General features: G+C 71.6%; 14 protein-coding genes. 11 read left to right on the top strand and 3 right to left on the bottom strand.

Annotation, left to right across the window (positions count from 1 at the left end; all coding sequences use genetic code 11):
- The coding region (locus PINTE_RS14740) for a UvrD-helicase domain-containing protein (RefSeq protein WP_169798541.1) at nucleotides 1–1,640 on the bottom strand (1,640 nt) is incomplete at its 3' end.
- A 227-nt stretch (nucleotides 1,641–1,867) separates the two neighbouring features.
- Here PINTE_RS14740 and PINTE_RS14735 point away from each other — a divergent pair.
- The 5 genes from PINTE_RS14735 to PINTE_RS14715 all read left to right on the top strand — a co-directional run bounded on the left by PINTE_RS14735 (nucleotide 1,868) and on the right by PINTE_RS14715 (nucleotide 5,722).
- A complete protein-coding gene (locus PINTE_RS14735) occupies nucleotides 1,868–2,506 on the top strand; it encodes a TetR/AcrR family transcriptional regulator (protein WP_068432237.1) in 639 nt (212 codons plus the stop codon).
- A 116-nt stretch (nucleotides 2,507–2,622) separates the two neighbouring features.
- Nucleotides 2,623–2,847 (top strand): DUF3107 domain-containing protein, encoded by a 225-nt coding sequence (locus PINTE_RS14730; RefSeq protein ID WP_068432234.1) that lies wholly within the window; start codon nucleotides 2,623–2,625, stop codon nucleotides 2,845–2,847.
- Between the two features lie 208 nt (nucleotides 2,848–3,055).
- Nucleotides 3,056–3,325, top strand: coding sequence for a GlsB/YeaQ/YmgE family stress response membrane protein (locus PINTE_RS14725; protein ID WP_068432231.1), 270 nt, complete (start codon nucleotides 3,056–3,058; stop codon nucleotides 3,323–3,325).
- 369 nt (nucleotides 3,326–3,694) lie between these two features.
- Nucleotides 3,695–5,251, top strand: coding sequence for a DEAD/DEAH box helicase (locus PINTE_RS14720; RefSeq protein ID WP_068432227.1), 1,557 nt, complete (start codon nucleotides 3,695–3,697; stop codon nucleotides 5,249–5,251).
- 252 nt (nucleotides 5,252–5,503) lie between these two features.
- Complete coding sequence (locus PINTE_RS14715; RefSeq protein ID WP_068432224.1) at nucleotides 5,504–5,722, top strand: hypothetical protein; 219 nt, start codon at nucleotides 5,504–5,506, stop codon at nucleotides 5,720–5,722.
- A 207-nt stretch (nucleotides 5,723–5,929) separates the two neighbouring features.
- On the opposite strand, the gene PINTE_RS14710 is transcribed toward PINTE_RS14715, so the two are convergent.
- The gene (locus PINTE_RS14710) at nucleotides 5,930–6,796 is read right to left on the bottom strand and encodes a PHP domain-containing protein (RefSeq protein ID WP_068432221.1); all 867 of its coding nucleotides are present in this window, start codon (nucleotides 6,794–6,796) and stop codon (nucleotides 5,930–5,932) included.
- Between the two features lie 183 nt (nucleotides 6,797–6,979).
- Here PINTE_RS14710 and PINTE_RS14705 point away from each other — a divergent pair, with 183 nt between their 5' ends.
- Together PINTE_RS14705 and PINTE_RS14700 are read left to right on the top strand one after the other, a co-directional pair.
- Nucleotides 6,980–7,498, top strand: coding sequence for a SigE family RNA polymerase sigma factor (locus PINTE_RS14705; protein ID WP_068432218.1), 519 nt, complete (start codon nucleotides 6,980–6,982; stop codon nucleotides 7,496–7,498).
- Nucleotides 7,495–8,538: a hypothetical protein gene (locus PINTE_RS14700; RefSeq protein ID WP_068432215.1), complete on the top strand. Its 1,044-nt coding sequence runs from the start codon at nucleotides 7,495–7,497 to the stop codon at nucleotides 8,536–8,538. Before PINTE_RS14705 ends, PINTE_RS14700 begins: the two co-directional genes overlap by 4 nt.
- A gap of 69 nt (nucleotides 8,539–8,607) precedes the next feature.
- Here the strand turns inward: PINTE_RS14700 and PINTE_RS14695 are convergent, their stop codons facing one another.
- Nucleotides 8,608–9,669 (bottom strand): MaoC family dehydratase, encoded by a 1,062-nt coding sequence (locus PINTE_RS14695; protein ID WP_068432213.1) that lies wholly within the window; start codon nucleotides 9,667–9,669, stop codon nucleotides 8,608–8,610.
- Nucleotides 9,670–9,939: 270 nt separating this feature from the next.
- Between PINTE_RS14695 and PINTE_RS14690 the strand changes: the two genes are divergently transcribed.
- The 4 genes from PINTE_RS14690 to PINTE_RS14675 form a co-directional block, all read left to right on the top strand.
- The gene (locus PINTE_RS14690; protein WP_068432209.1) at nucleotides 9,940–11,661 is read left to right on the top strand and encodes a glycerol-3-phosphate dehydrogenase/oxidase; all 1,722 of its coding nucleotides are present in this window, start codon (nucleotides 9,940–9,942) and stop codon (nucleotides 11,659–11,661) included.
- Nucleotides 11,662–11,737: 76 nt separating this feature from the next.
- Nucleotides 11,738–13,129 (top strand): dihydrolipoyl dehydrogenase, encoded by a 1,392-nt coding sequence (gene lpdA, locus PINTE_RS14685; RefSeq protein ID WP_068432206.1) that lies wholly within the window; start codon nucleotides 11,738–11,740, stop codon nucleotides 13,127–13,129.
- Between the two features lie 154 nt (nucleotides 13,130–13,283).
- On the top strand, nucleotides 13,284–14,918 hold the full coding sequence (locus PINTE_RS14680) for an SLC13 family permease (protein WP_068432203.1): 1,635 nt from the start codon (nucleotides 13,284–13,286) through the stop codon (nucleotides 14,916–14,918).
- Nucleotides 14,919–15,087: 169 nt separating this feature from the next.
- Nucleotides 15,088–18,299 (top strand): non-ribosomal peptide synthetase (locus PINTE_RS14675; protein ID WP_245642965.1); only part of this gene is annotated, 3,212 nt, incomplete at its 3' end.

The following is an 18,299-nucleotide window of genomic DNA, read 5'->3' as shown; positions in this document are numbered from 1 at the left end:
CCCATCCGCGCGAGCGGCGCGGGCACCGCCGGCACCCTCGGCACCCTCGGCACCGTCGGCACCGTCGGCCCTGCGGCCGCGCCCAGCACGGCGGCGACGAGCAGTTCGTCACTGCTGCGGGCGCCGCCGGCGGTCAACTCGTGCCGGCGCAGCGCTCGCCGCGCCGCCCGTACCCCGAGGGAGTCGCTGCCGCCGACCCGTGAGACCAGCAGGTCGGTGACGCCTGCTGCGTCGAGGGTGGGGCGCTCGGCCAGGCTCAGCCGCAGCAGGGTCAACAGCGGTCGGACCGCGGGCTCCTCCCGCAGCGGCACCCGCGCGCCGGGCACCGTGACCGGCACGCCCTCGGCGGCGAGCGCCGGACGCAGTGAAGCAGCCTGCGCGCCGGTACGCACGATGACCGCCAGTCGCTCCCACGGCACCCCGTCGAGCAGGTGTGCCCGACGCAGCAGCGTGGCCACGTGCCGGGCCTGGGCCGCCGCCGACGGCACCACCGCCACCTCCAGGCGGCCCCCCTCCCGGACGGTCTCGGGTCGCCGGTGCGCCACGCCGCCCGCGGCACCGACGAGAGCGCTCACCCGGCTCGCGACCTCGCCGAGCGCGGGCCCGGACCGGTATGACCGGCGCAGCACCACCAGTTCGTCCGCGGCCACCGGCCCATCGGCAGCGCCGCCCCCAGCAGCGCGCCCCGCATCGCCCCCCACGTCCCACGAGGAACCGAGCGCCTCGGGACGCGCCCCGCGGAACGCCTGGGTCGCCGCGTCGGGGTCGCCGACGAGCACGAGTTCGACGCCGAGCTCACCGAGTCGGCGCAACAATCGCACCCCCGCCGCGGTCAGCTCCTGGGCGTCGTCGACGACGACGAGCCGCAGCTGCCCGAGCAGGCGCGACACGGCCTCCGGGTCGCCGAGGCAGTCGAGGGCCTGGGCGAGCAGCCCCGCCGCGTCGACCGCTCCCGGGCTTGCCAGGGCCGTCACCTCCTGATACTCGGCCAGCACGTCGGCCGCCGCCGACCAGGCCGGCACCCCGTGGCGCCGGGCCAGGTCGCGCAGCTGCCCGGCGTCGACCCCCTCCTCGGCCACCCGCATGAGCAGCTCGCGCAGCTCCCCGCGCAGGGCTCGGGTACCCGCCGCCTCGCGCAGGTGATCGGGCCACGCGGGCCCACGCCCCGACCCCAGCGCGTGCCCACTCATCAACTCGGCGAGGATCACGTCCTGCTCGGCACCCGTGATGAGCTGCGGCAGCGTGTCGAACTGCCCGGCGGCTCGCGATCGCACCAGCGAGAACGCCAGGGACTCCATGGTGCGCACGGTGACGTGGCTGGTCGTGCCACCGAGCATGCGAGTCAGCCGCTCCCGCAGCACCCCGGCCCGCACCCGGCTCGGGGCGATGAGGAGGCACTGCTGCACGTCGAGCCCTTCCGCGGTCACGGCCTGGCCCACCCGGTGCAGAGCCACCGTCGTCTTGCCCGTGCCCGGAGCCCCGAGCACGCGACGGACGCGGCCGGTGCGGGAGCGGTTCGCGGCGGCCGAGGGGCCCGCGCCGGCTCCCCGGCGCTGGGCGTCGTCGAGGAGAGACCACGACGGTGTCGCGCCGTCGCGCGAGGGTGCGGGGCGGGGGTCGGAGACTGCCTGGTTGATCACGAGGTCGATGACATCACCGAGCACCGACAAGACTCGCGCCGCGACACTCCGGGCCATTGCCCGAGCGCGGCCACACCCGCCGCGAACTGCTCCGATGGGGCGCTGTCCGCCGGCAGCCACACCCTCGAAGGGCTCCGCGAAGGCCTCCCGGGAGCCCGTGGTGCCGGTTAGGATGCCGACTCGGACCTCTTGACGGCAGGAGTGTCGTGGCGACCGAGGAGCTACCCATGAGCACGGCCCGGGGTGTGCGTCTCCCCCGTTCGGCGCGGCGCGCGCAACTGCTCGAGGCCGCGCAGGCGATCTTCGTCGACCGCGGCTACCACGCGGCCGGCATGGACGAGATCGCCGAACGCGCCGGAGTTTCCAAACCGGTTCTCTACCAACACTTTCCCGGTAAACGCGAGCTCTACCTGGCGCTCTTGGACACGGCCGATGAGGAGATCATCTCCGAGGTGCTGGCCAGCATGCAGTCCTCGGAGGACAACAAGGAGCGGGTCCAGGCGACGATCAGCGCCTACTTCGAGTTCGTCGCGCGAAAGAGCGGCGCCTACCGGCTCGTCTTCGAGTCCGACCTGGTCAACGACCCGGAGGTGCGCAGCCGCATCGACGTCGTCCAGGAACACTGCGCGCAGGCCGTGGCCGAGCTGATCCGCCATGACACCGACTTCTCCGATCACGAGGCGCTCCTGCTGGCCACCGGGGTCGTCGGCATGGCCCAGGTCGCCGCGCGCCACTGGCTCGCCACCGGCAAGGAGATGCCGCAGGCGCAGGCGGTGCAGTTGGTCTCCCAGCTCGCGTGGCGCGGCATGCGCGGGCTGCCCCGCACCGACGGCGACGCCAAGCCGGGCCAACGCGCCACCCCGTAGCGGAGTCGGTGTCGCGCGGCTGTCTACCCTGGACCGGGACGTCCGGGGCCCGTCGGCGCCCCCGGACCGACAGCATCCGCGCGGGGCCAGCTGCCCCGCCCAGAGAGGAGATGGCCATGGAGGTCAAGATCGGCGTGCAGCACACGTCGCGGGAGATCACGCTCGAGAGCGAGGACAGCCCCGAGAGCGTGGAGAAGGCCGTGTCGCAGAGCCTGTCGTCAGGCAGCCCACTGCGTCTCGTCGACCGCAAGGGCACCGTCGTCCTCGTGCCCGCCGGCACCCTGGCGTACGTCGAAATCGGCACCGCGCGCAAGGGCGGCGTGGGTTTCGGTCAGCTGTAAAGGAATTCGCCGAGCGCACCGACGTGCGGGCGAACCGGCTCCGAAGGCCATTGCAACGATCTGATTGCGAGCGGTCGACACGCAACCAATCACGCATATTCGACGTCGGACGTGGGCACCGTTTAAGGGTCATCGGTGCGCCCAATCGCCTCCGCGAGTGGGTTCACCACCGGAAAACACCACCGGACGTCAGGAAGGAAGTGGACCCGTGATCGGGACCATCATCACCGCAATCATCATCGGTGCCATCATCGGCGCCCTCGCACGGCTCGTCATGCCGGGCAAGCAGAACATCTCGGTGGTCATGACCATCGTGCTCGGCATCCTCGGCTCGGCCATCGGCTCGTGGCTCGTCGCCACGCTGACCAGCGCCAGCTCCAGCGCGCTGTCGATCCCCGGCATCATCGCCGGTGTCGCCGTGGCGGTCGTGCTCATCGCGATCTACATGCGGGTCACGGCCGGACGCACCCGCGTCTGACCGACACCCCCGCGTCCCATCGGACGCACCCGAGAAGTGAGAGCCCCGGCGCCCGCCGGGGCTCTCACTTCTCCGACGCGGGCGGCGCCGCAACACCCGCGGAAACCGGGCAGAACGTCCTCATGCCGACAGGCGGGTATCATGGACGCGTCAACAGGTGCCCGGTCGGCCCGACACGACATCCCAGGCCATTGCTCTTCGGCCCCCTGACTGCGACTTGCTGTGACTGCGCGGTCGGTGCGGCGCGAACGACACCTGGTACCACCCAACCGGTCCCGCCCTCCCGGCGCGACCTGAACGTTTCCGATCGGCCCTGACCGCCACGCCGCGGCGCGCAGCCCCGGGCGTCATCGATCGAGAGACCTTCACATGAGCGAAACCACCACGACGACGGAGCAGCCCACGTTCGGCGACTTCGGCGTCCACCCCGACATCGTCGGCGCCCTCAGCGACGTCGGCATCGTCTACCCCTTCCCCATCCAGGCCATGACCCTGCCGGTCGCGCTGAGCGGCAGCGACATCATCGGCCAGGCCAAGACCGGCACCGGCAAGACCCTCGGATTCGGGGTGCCGCTGCTCAACAAGGTCGTCGCGCCCGGCGACGCCGGGTTCGACTCCCTGCTGCACCCGGGGCGCCCGCAGGCCCTCGTCGTGGTGCCCACCCGCGAGTTGTGCACGCAGGTCACGGGGGATCTGAAGAACGCGGGAAAGCGCCGGGGCATCCGCGTCGAGAGCATCTACGGCGGGCGCGCGTTCGAACCGCAGATCGAGGCGCTGCGCCGCGGCGTCGAGGTGATCGTCGGCACCCCGGGACGCCTCATCGACCTCAACAAGCAGGGCCACCTCGCGCTGTCCGACGTGCGCACCGTGGTGCTCGACGAGGCCGACGAGATGCTCGACCTGGGATTCCTGCCCGACGTCGAGAAGATCCTCGCCCAGATCCCGGGGTCGCGGCAGACCATGTTGTTCTCCGCGACGATGCCCGGCGCAGTGGTCGCCCTGGCGCGGCGCTACATGAGCCAGCCCACGCACATCCGCGCGCTCACCGAGGGCGACGAGGGCAAGACCGTCGCCGCCATCGAACAGTTCGTCTACCGCGCCCACGCGCTCGACAAGGTCGAGCTGCTCGCCCGCGTGCTGCAGGCCAAGGACCGCGGCCTGACGATCATCTTCACCCGCACCAAGCGCACCGCCGCCAAGGTCTCCGAGGAGCTCAGCGAGCGCGGGTTCGCGGCCGCGGCCATCCACGGTGACCTCGGGCAGGGCGCGCGCGAGCAGGCGCTGCGGGCCTTCCGCAACGGCAAGGTCGACATCCTCGTCGCGACCGACGTGGCGGCCCGCGGCATCGACGTCGAGAACGTCACGCACGTCGTCAACTACCAGTGCCCCGAGGACGAGAAGACCTACCTGCACCGCACCGGCCGCACCGGGCGGGCCGGCCACACGGGCGTCGCGATCACGCTCGTCGACTGGGATGACCTGCCCCGCTGGGGCCTCATCAACAAGGCCCTCGACCTGGGCATCCCCGACCCGCAGGAGACCTACTCCTCCTCCGAGCACCTGTTCACCGAGCTGAGCATCGACCCCTCCGTCACCGGGCGCCTGCCGAAGTCGGCACGCACGAGAGCCGGCCTGGAGGCCGAGGTCGTCGAGGACCTCGGGGAAACGGGCCGTTCCGGCGGCAGCAGCCGAACGCACCGTGATTCCAGGGATTCCAGGGATTCCAGAGACTCCAGGGGCCGAGGTCGCGGCTCGGGGCACGGCACTCGCGGCGAGTCGCGACGCGGCCGCGGCCGCTCCCGCGCGGACGGAGCGACGGGCGAGGAGGCCGGTGAGGGCAGCGTCCGCGATGGGCGTCAGCGCAGCCGCCGACGCACCCGCGGCGGCCGTCGCGTGGAGCGCAGCGGCGAGGGCCAGGAGGGCTGACAAGCACTCCCCCACGCCGACCGACCGACTCAGGGTGGGGCCGAAGACACTTCGGCCCCACCCTGTTTCGCTGCTTGATCCGGCTCGGTGGTGGGCGCTCGCATCTCAGATGACGGGATCAGCTGGACGTGCGTTCAGCTAGTCCCATACAGTCGTCCAAGACGCCGGGGCGCGGCTGGGGGGCCGCACCGCAGACAACCTACGTTCCACCGTCTGCGACTCGGCACTGCAGAAACTTGGGGGAAAAACATCATGCAGTCCACTTCTTCCGCGCAGGCCCGTGATGGGGCTCGGGTCTTCGCGTTCGCCATCGGCTTTTTCGCTCTGACCGTCGTCGCGCTGCCCGGCCTGTGGGTCGCGCAGTCGCTGCCGACCGTCGCCGTCTCCGTCATCGGCGGCATCGCCGTGGGCCTGTCCGCCCTGGCGGCCCGCGCCGGCCGCGGATCTGAGCGGGTCGAGCACCTGAGCTGACCGACTTCCGAGCGTCCGTCTCCGCCCCTCTGTGAGGCGGCCGACTCGTTCCCGACGCCCGACCCCTCCCCCCTCAGGGCGTCACGCAAGCGCCCCGGACCACCTCTCCCTCCCGGTCCGGGGCGCTTCGCCGTGTCCGGAGTCGGACGGCCGGTAGTTGGCACGGCCCGGTGGTGGGCACGGGACGGCCGGCCGCTGCGGCCGTGATCAGGGCGTGGCGGCGTCGGCCTCACCGGCGACCAGCGGCACACCGGAGGCCGCGTCGAGGATGGCCTCCAACGACTCCACCGAGGTGGTGCATTCACCGAGGCGGTTCGGCTTGCCGTCTCCGTGATAGTCGCTGGAGCCGGTGACGACGAGCCCGAACGTCCGGGCGGCGTCGAGTGCGCGGCGGGTTTGGGCCGGGGTGTGATCCGGATGGTGCGCCTCGATGCCCACCAGCCCCGCGTCGGCCATCATCGCGATGACCGACTCGTCGACGATCCGGCCGCGGGACTGCGCGAACGGGTGCGCGAACACCGGCACTCCCCCGGCGGCGAGGACGAGCTCGACGGCATCGACCACCTCGATCGCATAGTGCGAGGCGTAGTAGGGCGAGCCGTTGTGCAGGAAGCGGTCGAAGGCCTCGCGCCGATCGGCGACCACTCCGCGCGCGACGAGCGCGTCGGCGATGTGCGGTCGCCCGACGGTCGCGCCGGACTCGACCTGGGCCTGCACGTCGTCCCAGCCCAGCGGCACGTCCGCGGCGATTCGCTCGACGATCCGGCGGGCACGCGAGCCGCGGCTCTCGCGGGCGTGCTCCAGCTCGTCGAGCAGCGGGGCGAAGGTCGGGTCGTGCAGGTAGCTCAACAGGTGGATGCTGGTGCCCCAATACGTGCACGAGATCTCCATGCCGCGAACGAGATCGACGCGGTGCTCCAGCGCTGCTGCGGCGGCCTCCTCCCACCCACGCGTCGAGTCGTGATCCGTCAGGGCGACCACATCGAGGCCGGCCTCAGCCGCCTCCCGCACCACCTGCGCGGGCGAGCCGGTGCCATCGGAGGCGGTCGAGTGGGTGTGGAGATCGATACGCACCCCCCGAGCCTAAGTGCCGCCACCGACAGGACAAGTCATCGGGCAACCGAGGCAACCTTTGTCGCCGCTGCTCGGTAGAGAAGGTACAGACAGGTGCAGAGCAGCCCGTGCCGACAAAGGTCGCCACGTGCCGCCACGAGCCGCCACACCCCTCCGCCAACGCCGTCAGCAAAGGAGAGCGCGATGAGAACCGCCGTCCGCGACGCGGAGTTCAGCGCCTTCATGCGCGCCTCGAGCCCGTCGCTGCTGCGCACCGCGTGGTTGCTCACCGCCGACGCCGAGGCGGCGCAAGAGCTCGTCCAGGCGGCGCTCGTCAAGACATACGTGGCGTGGCCGCGGGTGCGCACCGAGGAGGCGGTCGCCTATGCCCGCCGCATCCTCGTCAACGAACGCACCGACGCCTGGCGGCGTCGCACGCGCGAGGCGCCAGCCCCCGACGCCGGCCTGCCGGAGACCGGTCGCTCAGATCCCGCACTGGCGCGGATCGAGGTGCGCGACGAGTTGGTGCACCTGCTCCAACTCCTCCCGCAGCGCCAGCCCGCAGCCGTCGTGCTGCGGCACTACCACGACCTGTCGGAGGCCCAGACGGCCGAAGCGATGGGCATCAGCGTCGGCGCCGTGAAGAGCGCCACCTCCCGCGGGCTCGCCACCCTGCGTGCCGCACTCGCCACCAACCGCACCGCCGAAGGGAGCCGGTCATGACACCTCGCCCACCGGAACTCACGGAACTCATCGGTGAGCTCGACACCCCGCCCGATCTGGCGGTCGACGAAACACGCGTGCTGCGGGCCGGTCGCGTCGCCCTACGTCGCCGGCGTGCGGCCCAGGGTTTCGGGGCGGTCACGGCCGTGGCGGTGCTGGCGGCCGTCGTCTCCCCGGTCGTCCAGGGGGCCCGCAACGCGACGGTGCCGGCCGGTCCGAGCATCGTCAGCGGTACGGCCGCCCCGACGCAGGGTGCCGACGGCACCTCGGTGCAGGTCGGTGAGCCGCCGATCCGGCTCGACGTCCACTGGCAGGGCGATCTCGCCACCAGCGCGGGCACGGTGGCTGTCGAGCGCGTCGACGGCGCCACCGCACAGCCGGTCTGGAGCGTCGACCTCGACGACGTGGTCAACTCCCGGGGCGCGGGCTCGGTGACCACGCTGCCCGGCGATCCGCGCGTGCGGATCGGAGTGTTCCTGGCGCCCACGGCCCTTCGCGATGACCCGAGCATGCGCACGACCGTGACCGAGCTCCCCGGAGGCTGGAGTTTCGTGGCGCAGCAGAGCGCTGGGCCGACGGTCGGCGACAACCTCACCTGGCTGTCCGCGCAGACGGCCTACGGCCTCAACGGCCCGCTTCGCCAGGCGCGGTTCGGCACCCCCGCCCGGTGGGCGACGGTCTACGAGGAGCCGTCGGCGCAGTGGCGGGTCCAGGCGTCGGGAGGCTCCTGCGTCCCCGACGCACCCCCGCCATCGGCGTGCCGCTGGCGCGACACCCCCGAGGAGGCATCCGGGCAGTCCACGGCCCTCGACCAGGCGGCAGGGGTGCTGCCCTCCGGCAGCACCGACGTGCGGCTGGCCGCCGCCGGTCGCCCCTGGAGCGTGCAGACGCAAATCCTCGAGAACGACGACCAATCGCGACTCGCGGTGTTCGGTTCGGCGAGCCCGTCCGACTCCGGCCCAAACACCGGTCCGGCGACGCTCAGCTGGCGCGACGACGCCGGTCGCCCACACAGCCTCACCCTGGCCGCGGCACGATGAGTGCGGCGCGAAGACCGGCGCACCGACGCACCGGCGACCGGCTCAGCTATCGGCTCGCCGACGACCGGCTCACCGGCGAGGCATCAGCACCGTGTAGTCGAGGTCGAGCACGACCTCGGGTAGGTACTTGCCGTCCTCGCCGCGGTACGGGAAGTCGGCGCACGGCCGGTCCTTGGTCGCCACGGTGCGCAGCCGCAGCGCGCCGACGTCGGCTCGGCCGGGCACCTCCAGGCGCTCGAGCACCTCGCTCCAGGCGTGGATCGTGTGCCCGGCGAACGTCGGGTTGCTGTGGGAGCCGGCGTTGATCGCGGCGATCGCGTGGGCGTTGGCCAGCCCGTTGAACGACAGGGCCCGGGCCAGGCTGATGATGTGCCCGCCGTAGATGAGACGGCGCCCGATCCGGCTGTCGTTCTGCGCGAACTGGTTGAAGTGCACCTTCGCGGTGTTCTGGTAGAGCCGCGTGGCGAGCATGTGATCGGACTCCTCGATCGTCATGCCGTCGACATGGTCGATCCGCTCCCCCGGCTCGTAGTCGTCCCACAGGTGGGTGCTGCCGGCGAGGGTCTGCATGCGCTCGTCGTAGACGGCCCCCGGCTCGTACGGCACGACGAGGTCGTCCGCGGCCACGGCGCCGGGCAGCTGCGGGATCACGGTCTCGCCGATGTCCTCGGTCGGTGTGCGCAGGTTGACCATGACCCAGCGCACGTACTCGAGCACGGTCTGTCCATGCTGGTTGACGCCGACGGAGCGCACGTAGACGTTGCCGTTCTTGCCGGAGGAATTGGGCTTGAGCCCGATGACCGTCGAGGTCGTCGTCACCGTGTCACCGGGAAACACCGGCACCCCGAAGCGGCCGCCGGCGTAGCCGAGGTTGGCGACGGCGTTGAGGGAGATGTCGGGCACGGTCTTACCGAAGACGAGGTGGAAGGCAAGCAGCGAGTCGACGGGCATCCGCGGGTAGCCGAGGTCGCGAGCGAACGTCTCGGCGCTCGTGGCGGCGAACCGCGATCCGTACAACGCCACGTAGAGCGCGATGTCGCCCTCGGTGACCGTTCTCGGGGTGGCGTGCACGATCTCCTGGCCGATCGCGAAGTCCTCGAAGTAGTTCCCGCTCTGCGTCTTGTCGCTCATGTCCCTCACCGTCTCGCCTGGCGTTCGGCTCGATCCTGCCACCTGGGAGAGCACCGGGCAGGCCGCTTCGGCACGACCACCGGGCCAGCCATGTCGGCATGACCACCGAGCAGGCCGCTCCGGCACGACCACCGCGCCGGCCGTGTCGACACGACCGCCGGACCGGGCAGCGCGCTGCCTGGCTGAGCGCCTCGCGGCCGGGTAGGTTCACGGCAGAAGCTCGTGGGGGGCTTACGGCCTGAGTTGGCACAGCACCGAAAGGGTGAGTCGATGACCTCGACACCGTCCGCACCGTCGACGCTGTCGGCACAGGCGCGCGCCGCCGCCATCCGGCAACTGGCCTCCGGTCCGGAGATCGACGTGCTCGTCGTCGGAGGCGGTGTCACCGGGGCCGGCGCGGCGCTCGAGGCGGTCACCCGCGGCCTGACGACCGGCCTCATCGACGCCCGTGACTACGCCAGCGGCACCTCCAGCCGCAGTTCCAAGCTCATCCACGGGGGCCTGCGCTACCTGGAGATGCTCGACTTCCGCCTCGTCGCCGAGGCCCTGCAGGAGCGGGGTCGCCTGCTCACCGACATCGCCCCGCACCTCGTGCGGCCCGTGCCCTTCCTGTTCCCGTTCACCCGCAGCTGGGAGCGGTTCTACATCGGCTCCGGCGTGGCGCTGTACGACGGCATGGCCCGGATCGGCGGCACCGACGCCGGGCTGCCGCTGCAGAAGCAGCTCACCCGGCGCCAGGCCCTCAAGCTGTTCCCCGGCCTCAAGCCGCACTCCCTGACCGGCGCGCTGCAGTACTACGACGCGCAGGTCGACGACGCCCGGTTCGTCGTCGAACTCGTCCGCACGGCAGCCTCGTTCGGGGCGCTGGTCGCGAACCGCATCGAGGTCACCGGCTTCCTGCGGCAGGGCGAGCGGGTCACCGGTGTGAAGGCGCGCGACCGCGAGAGCGGCACGGAGTTCGACATCAAGGCCAAGCAGGTCATCAACGCCACCGGCGTGTGGACCGACGACACCCAGCGCATGCTCAACGAGCGCGGCACGTTCAAGGTGCGGGCCTCCAAGGGCGTGCACATCGTCGTGCCCAAGGACCGCATCCACGCCAAGACCGGCCTGATCCTACGCACCGAGAAGTCGGTGCTGTTCGTCATCCCGTGGGGCCGGCACTGGATCGTCGGCACCACCGACACCGAGTGGGAACTCGACAAGGCCCACCCGGCGGCCACGAGCGCCGACATCGAGTACATCCTCGAGCACGTCAACTCCGTGCTGGCGGTCCCGCTGACCCCCGCCGACGTCGAGGGCGTCTACGCGGGACTGCGACCGCTGCTGTCCGGCGAGTCGGACAGCACGAGCAGGCTCTCCCGCGAACACATCGTCGCGCACACCGCCCCCGGCCTCGTCGTCGTGGCCGGCGGCAAGTACACGACGTACCGGGTCATGGCCAAGGACGCTGTCGACGAGGCCGTCAACGGCCTCGCCCGCAAGGTGCCGCCGTCGACCACGCAGCGGCTGCCGCTGCTCGGGGCCCAGGGCTACCGGGCGATCCGCAACCAGCGCGACCAGCTGGCGGCCCGCAGCGGGCTGCACCCGGCGCGGATCGAACACCTGCTCGCCCGGTACGGGTCGAGCATCCGCGAACTGCTCGAGCTCGTGGAGGCGGAGCCCGAACTCGGGCTCCCGCTCGAGGGCGCCGAAGACTATCTGCGCGTCGAGGTCGCCTACGCCGCGAGCCACGAGGGCGCCCGCCACCTGGACGACGTGCTGGCCCGCCGCACCCGCATCTCGATCGAGGCGTGGGACCGGGGCGTCGGCGCCGCCCCCGCCGCCGCGGCGATCATGGCGCCCATCCTGCGCTGGAGCGACGAGCAGGCGCGTCGCGAGGTCGAGTTGTACCGCGAGCGCGTCGCCGCCGAACGGGCCTCCCAGACGTTGCCCGACGACGAGTCCGCCGACGCCGCGCGGCTGGCGGCCCGAGAGGTCACCTCGGGCTGAACCCACCGAACCGGGCCGGACAATCCCGCTATCCGCGCGGGCGCGACGCGCGCCGATGAGGACATAAGGTGTCGCCATGGCAGATCACTTTGACGTCGTCGTCCTCGGCGCGGGCCCCGGCGGATACGTCGCGGCCATTCGTGCCGCCCAGCTCGGCAAGTCCGTCGCGGTCGTGGAGAAGCAGTACTGGGGCGGGGTCTGCCTCAACGTCGGCTGCATCCCCAGCAAGGCGCTGCTGAAGAACGCCGAACTGTCGCACGTGCTGACCAGCGAGAAGAAGAAGTTCGGCATCGAGGGCGACGCCACGATGTCGTACGGCCCGACGCACAAGCGCAGCCGCCAGGTCAGCGCGGGCATCGTCAAGGGCGTCCACTTCCTCATGAAGAAGAACAAGATCACCGAGATCGACGGATGGGGCACCCTGCAGGGCAAGGGCAAGATCTCCGTCGAGGGCGACAAGGGCAGCCGCGAACTCACCTACGACAACCTCATCCTCGCCACCGGCTCGGTCACCCGCATGCTGCCGGGCGTCAAGGTGAGCAAGAACGTCGTCACCTACGAGGAGCAGATCCTCGACGAGAACCTGCCCGGCTCGATCATCATCGCGGGCTCCGGCGCCATCGGCGTCGAGTTCGCCTACGTCATGAAGAACTTCGGCGTCGACGTGACGATCGTGGAGTTCCTCGACCGCATGGTGCCCACCGAAGACGCCGACGTCTCCAAGGAGCTCGCCAAGCACTACAAGAAGCTCGGCGTCAAGGTGCTTACCGGCACCAAGGTCGAGAAGGTCGAAGACACCGGCTCCGGTGTCAAGGTCACCGTCTCCAGCAAGGGCAAGGAAGACGTCCTGGAGGCCGACCGGCTGCTGTCCGCGATCGGCTTCGCACCGCGGGTCGAGGGCTTCGGCCTCGACAGCCTCGGCGTCGAGCTCACGGAGCGCGGCGCGATCGCCATCGACGACTACTGCCGCACGAACGTCGAGGGGGTGTACGCCATCGGCGACGTCACCGCCAAGATGATGCTGGCGCACGTGGCCGAGGCCATGGGTATCGTCGCCGCCGAGACCCTGTCCGGCGCCGAGACGATGCCGATCGACTACGACTTTATCCCGCGAGCCACCTACTGCCAGCCGCAGATCGGCTCGATGGGCTACAGCGAGCAGCAGGCCAAGGACAAGGGCTACGACGTCAAGACCGCCACCTTCCCGTTCAGCGCGAACGGCAAGGCGCAGGGCCTGGGCGACGCCGTCGGCTTCGTCAAGGTTGTCGCAGACGCCAAGTACAACGAGATCCTCGGCTGCCACATGATCGGCCCGGACGTGACCGAGCTCCTGCCGGTCATGAACCTCGCCAAGCAGTGGGATCTCACCGCCGACGAGGTCTCCCGCAACGTCTTCGCGCACCCGACGCTCGGCGAGGCCGTCAAGGAGGCTGTGCACGGCATCTCCGGCCACATGATCAACTTCTAGTAGCGAGCGTCTGACACAAGGCCCGTCTCCCCGTTGGGAGACGGGCCTTGTCGCGTCCCCGGGCGACGAAACCGACGAACTGGAACTCGCCAAACACCCGCGGGGCGTTCGCTCAGCCGGTACCTTGTCGCGCACCGGACCCGAGGAGGACGCAGTGTCGCACCCCCACCAGCCTGGTGATCACCTACACGGCCTCGACGCCGACCCGCACCGGGGCGAAGAGATCAACTTCAAGTCGCCCGGCGAGCGCGCGGAGGCCGAGCCCGCGGGCGCCCACCGGCTCAAGATGTTCGGGCTGGCCGGCGGGTTCGCGGCCGCCGTGCTCGTCTACTTCGTCCTCCCGGACATCGGCCACGACGCCCGGCTTACGGCGGCGACGGCGGTTCTTCTCGGCATCTGGTGGATGACCGAGGCGCTGCCGATCCCGGCCACCGCCCTGCTGCCGCTGGTGATCTTCCCGCTGTTGGGAACCGACATCTCGGTCAACGACGTCGGCGCGTCCTACGGCAACAACATCATCTTCCTGTTCATGGGCGGCTTCTTCCTGGCCCTCGCGATGCAGCGATGGAACCTGCACCGTCGCATCGCCCTGCTGACCGTGCGGGTCATGGGCACCTCTTCGACGCTCATCGTGGGCGGCTTCATGATCGCCACCGGCTTCCTGTCGATGTGGGTGTCGAACACGGCGACCGCCGTCATGATGCTGCCGATCGGTGTCTCCGTGCTGGTGCTCGTCGCCCAGGCGGGCGCGGAGCACGCCGGCGAGGATCTCGGCAGCATCGACGCGGACGCGGCGCACGACAGCGACGAGGTCAAGGACGCGATCGTCCGGTCGAACTTCGGCACCGCGCTCATGCTCGGCATCGCCTACGCGGCCTCGATCGGCTCCCTCGGCACGATCATCGGCACGCCGCCGAACACCCTGCTCGTCGGTTACATGGCCGAGAACTTCGGGGTCCGCATCGGCTTCGGCCAGTGGATGCTCGTCGGGGTGCCGATCGCGGTCGTCTTCATGTTCTTCTGCTGGTTCCTGCTCACCCACCTGCTGTTCCGGCCCGAGGTCAAGCACATCCCGGGTGGCCGCGAGCTGTTCGACGAGGAACTCGCCAAGCTCGGCCCGATGTCCAAGGGCGAGGGCCGGGTGCTGGCGATGTTCGTGTTCGCGGCCATGGCCTGGGTGTTCGTGCCGCTCATCTCGCAGTACTTGCTCGGCCTGGAAGAACCGTTCGTCTCCGACGCCGGCATCGCGATGATCGTCGGCGTGCTGCTGTTCATGATTCCCGGTGGCTCCGCCCGGGGCGTGCGGCTGCTCGACTGGGACTCGGCCGTCAAGCTGCCGTGGGGCGTGCTGCTCCTCTTCGGCGGTGGGCTCGCCCTGTCGAGCCAGTTCACGTCCTCCGGGCTGACCGAGTGGATCGGCAGCCACGTCAGCGCCCTCGGCGGTCTGCCGTCGATCATCATCATCGCGGTCATCACGACCGGGGTGCTCTTCCTCACCGAACTGACGAGCAACACCGCCACCGCCGCGACGTTCCTGCCGGTGGCGGCGGGCGTCGCCATCGGCCTGGGCATCGACCCGATGTTGCTGTGCGTGCCGGTCGCGCTGAGCGCCACCTGCGCGTTCATGCTCCCGGTCGCCACCCCGCCGAACGCCATCGCCTTCGGCTCCGGCTACGTGACGATCGGCCAGATGGTCAAGGGCGGGCTGTTCCTCAACCTCGCCGGGATCGTGCTCGTCACCCTGACGACGACCACACTGCTCGTCTGGGCGTTCGGCCTGACGATGTAGCCGGGCGCACCAGGTCGCCTCGACGCCGGCACCACGCCGTCCCCGGAGCCGGGCGCGGTGGGTCGGGACCACTGGCGGGTCATGTCGGTGAGCCACGCGCGTCAGGAGCCGCCCGTTCACCTGCGGCTGCGATACTGCGCCGGACCTGCCTGCCGTCCGAAGGAGATTCGTGTCGCTCCTGCTCCGGGCCGAGACCGCTGCCCAGCCGCGAACGCTCGTCGACATCTTCGAGGAGGTGTGCACCGAGCATCCGGAGGCCGTCGCGCTCGACAACGGCGCCGAGGTGCTCAGCTACACCGACTTCCGGGAGGCCGCAGCGTGGTTGGCCGCGAACCTCGCCGCCGCCGGAGTCGGCGCGGGCGCCCGGGTCGGGGTGCGGATCGCCTCCGGAACCACGGACCTGTACGTCGCGATCATGGGGATCCTGCTCGCGGGTGCCGCGTACGTGCCCGTCGACGCCGACGACCCGCCCGAACGCGCCCGGCTCGTCTTCGGGGAGGCGCAGGTGGCCGCCGTCGTGGGCGCCGACCTGACCATCGAGCCCGGCGACGACCCGCCAGAGCCCGCCGAGCCGGGCGACGACCCGCCAGAGGCCCCAGCGGCCGCAGAACCCCGGGAGGTCGAGCCCGCCGACGACGCGTGGATCATCTTCACCTCCGGCTCGACCGGCACCCCGAAAGGCGTCGCGGTCACCCACCGCAGCGCCGCCGCATTCGTCGACGCCGAATCGCGAATGTTCCTGCAGGCCGACCCGATCGGGCCGGGCGACCGGGTCATGGCCGGGCTGAGCGTCGGCTTCGACGCCTCCTGCGAGGAAATGTGGCTGGCCTGGGCGCACGGGGCCACGCTCGTGCCTGCACCCCGCTCGCTCGTGCGCTCCGGCATGGACCTCGGCCCGTGGCTGGTGGCCAACCGGGTGACGATCGTCTCGACCGTGCCGACCCTGGTGGCGATGTGGCCCGACGACGCGCTGGCGCAGGTGCGGCTGCTCATCGTCGGCGGCGAGGCCTGCCCGCCCGAGCTCGGCGCCCGATTCCACACACAACAGCGTGAGGTCTGGAATACGTATGGCCCGACCGAGGCCACCGTCGTCGCGTGCGGCGCGCAGGTCGACGGGTCCGTGCCCGTGCGCATCGGGCTCCCCCTGGACGGGTGGGATCTCGCGGTCGTCGACGAGGCCGGCCATCCCGTCCCCGAGGGCGAGGACGGCGAACTCGTCATCGGTGGAGTCGGGCTCGCCCGCTACCTCGACCCCGCCAAGGACGCGCAGAAGTATGCGCCGATGCCGACCCTGGGCTGGGAGCGCGCCTACCGCAGCGGCGACCTCGTCACCTTCGACGGGCAGGGGCTGGTGTTCCGAGGCCGCGCCGACGACCAGGTCAAGGTCGGCGGGCGACGCATCGAACTCGGCGAACTCGACGCCCGCCTGCTCGACCTGCCCGGCGTGCTCGGCGGCGCCGCCGCGGTGCGTGAGACCGCCTCCGGCACGAAGATCCTCATCGGTTACGTCAAGGTCGACGCGACCTACGACAAGGAGGCGGCGCTGACGCGGCTGCGCGCCGACCTGCCCGCGGCGCTCGTCCCGCGCCTGGCCGTCGTCGACGACCTGCCGACCCGCATCTCGGGCAAGATCGACCGCGACGCCCTGCCCTGGCCCCTGGTCGACCCCAGCGGCTCCGACGACGCCGCCGCCGACCTCAGCAACCTCGCCGATCTCACCGACACCCAGGCCTGGCTCGCCGGCGCCTGGCGCGACGTGCTCGGCGCCACGGTGCGCGACATCGACGACGACTTCTTCGACCTCGGCGGGTCGAGCCTGTCCGCGGCCCACCTGGTCACGGTGCTGCGCACCCGGTTCGCCGGGGCCCGGGTCGCCCACGTCTACGACCACCCGACGCTGCGCGCCCTGGCCGCCGAACTCGACGACCAGCAGTCGCAGGCCACCCACTCCCCCGGCGGCGAGGCCGACGTCGACCCCGTGCGCCGCCGCGCGGGCGCCCTGCAGTGCCTCGGGCTGCTCCTCCCGCGCGGGCTCGGCGGCCTGCGCTGGCTCACCTGGATCGGGTTGGGGCTGTGGCTCGCCGACGCGACCGTCGGCCTGGCGGCGGCCGACCGCACGCCGGCCCTGGGCGGCGGGTCGCCCTGGCTGCTGCTGGGCTGGGCCCTGCTGCTGTTCCCGCCGGGGCGCATGCTGCTCGCAGCCGCTCTGGCCCGCCTCGTGCTGCTCGGAGTCCGGCCGGGCACCTATCCGCGCGGCGGCGCCGTGCACCTGCGGGTCTGGTTCGCCGAACGCCTCGTCGACGAGATCGGCCCCACCGGGCTCGCCGGCGCCGCCGGGAACCGTTGGTACGCACGGCTGCTCGGCGCCCGGGTCGGCCGGCACGTCGACCTGCACTCGGTGCCGCCGGTCACCGGCTGGCTCACGCTCGGCAACGGCGCCTCGGTGGAGACCGAGGTCGACCTCGCCGGGCACTGGCTCGACGGCGACCGCTTCGTCGTCGGCCCGATCGAGGTTGGCCGGCGCGCCCGGGTCGGCATGCGCAGCACCCTGCTGCCCGGCGCGGTCATCGGCACCGACGCCGAGGTCGCCCCGCAGGCCGCGATCTTCGGCACCGTGCCCGACGCCGAGTACTGGTCCGGGGCGCCGGCCACCCGGTTCGGCCCCGCCCGCGGCCCGTGGGCCGACCGCAAACCCGTCAACAAGCCGGTCTGGGTGCTCGCCTACGCGGCCGGCGGCACCCTCCTGGCGCTCCTGCCCGCCCTGAGCATCACCGTGGCGATCCTGCTGATCGAGGGCCTCGGCCGGCTCCTCGGGGTGAGCACCCCCGGCACCGCCGCGAGCGTGCCGGCGGCCGTCGGCGCCGCCCTGGCCTGGTCGCCGATCGCCGCGCCAGCGGCGTTCGCGCTGCTCGCGGCGTCCGTGGTCGGCCTCGTGCGGGCCCTGGCCCGCGGACTGGAGCCCGGCCATTACCCCGTGCAGAGCCGGCGCGCCTGGCAGGCGTGGATGACGATCCGCCTGCTCGACGAGGCCCGCACGTGGCTGTTTCCGCTGTACTCCGGCGCGCTGACCGGCTCCTGGCTGCGGCTGCTCGGCGCGAAGGTCGGCGCCGACGTCGAATCGTCGACGGCCCTGATGATCCCGCACCTGGTGACGATCGGCGACAGCGCGTTCCTCGCCGACGACACGCTCATCGGCGGTTACGAACTCGGCGGCGGCTGGCTGCGCGTCGAGCACGTCAAGATCGGCAAGCGCGCGTTCATCGGCAACTCCGGCATGGCCGCGCCGGGCCGCAAGGTGCCCAAGGGCGGGCTCGTCGCGGTGCTGTCCGCGGCGCCCCGCCGGGGCCGGGCCAAGCGCGGCACGTCGTGGCTCGGGAGCCC

The sequence above is a fragment of the Piscicoccus intestinalis NBRC 104926 genome (assembly GCF_001515525.1).
Lineage (GTDB): Bacteria > Actinomycetota > Actinomycetes > Actinomycetales > Dermatophilaceae > Kineosphaera > Kineosphaera intestinalis.
The sequence above is the reverse complement of the archived record's forward strand: the minus strand, read 5'-3'. Positions and strand labels throughout refer to the sequence as shown.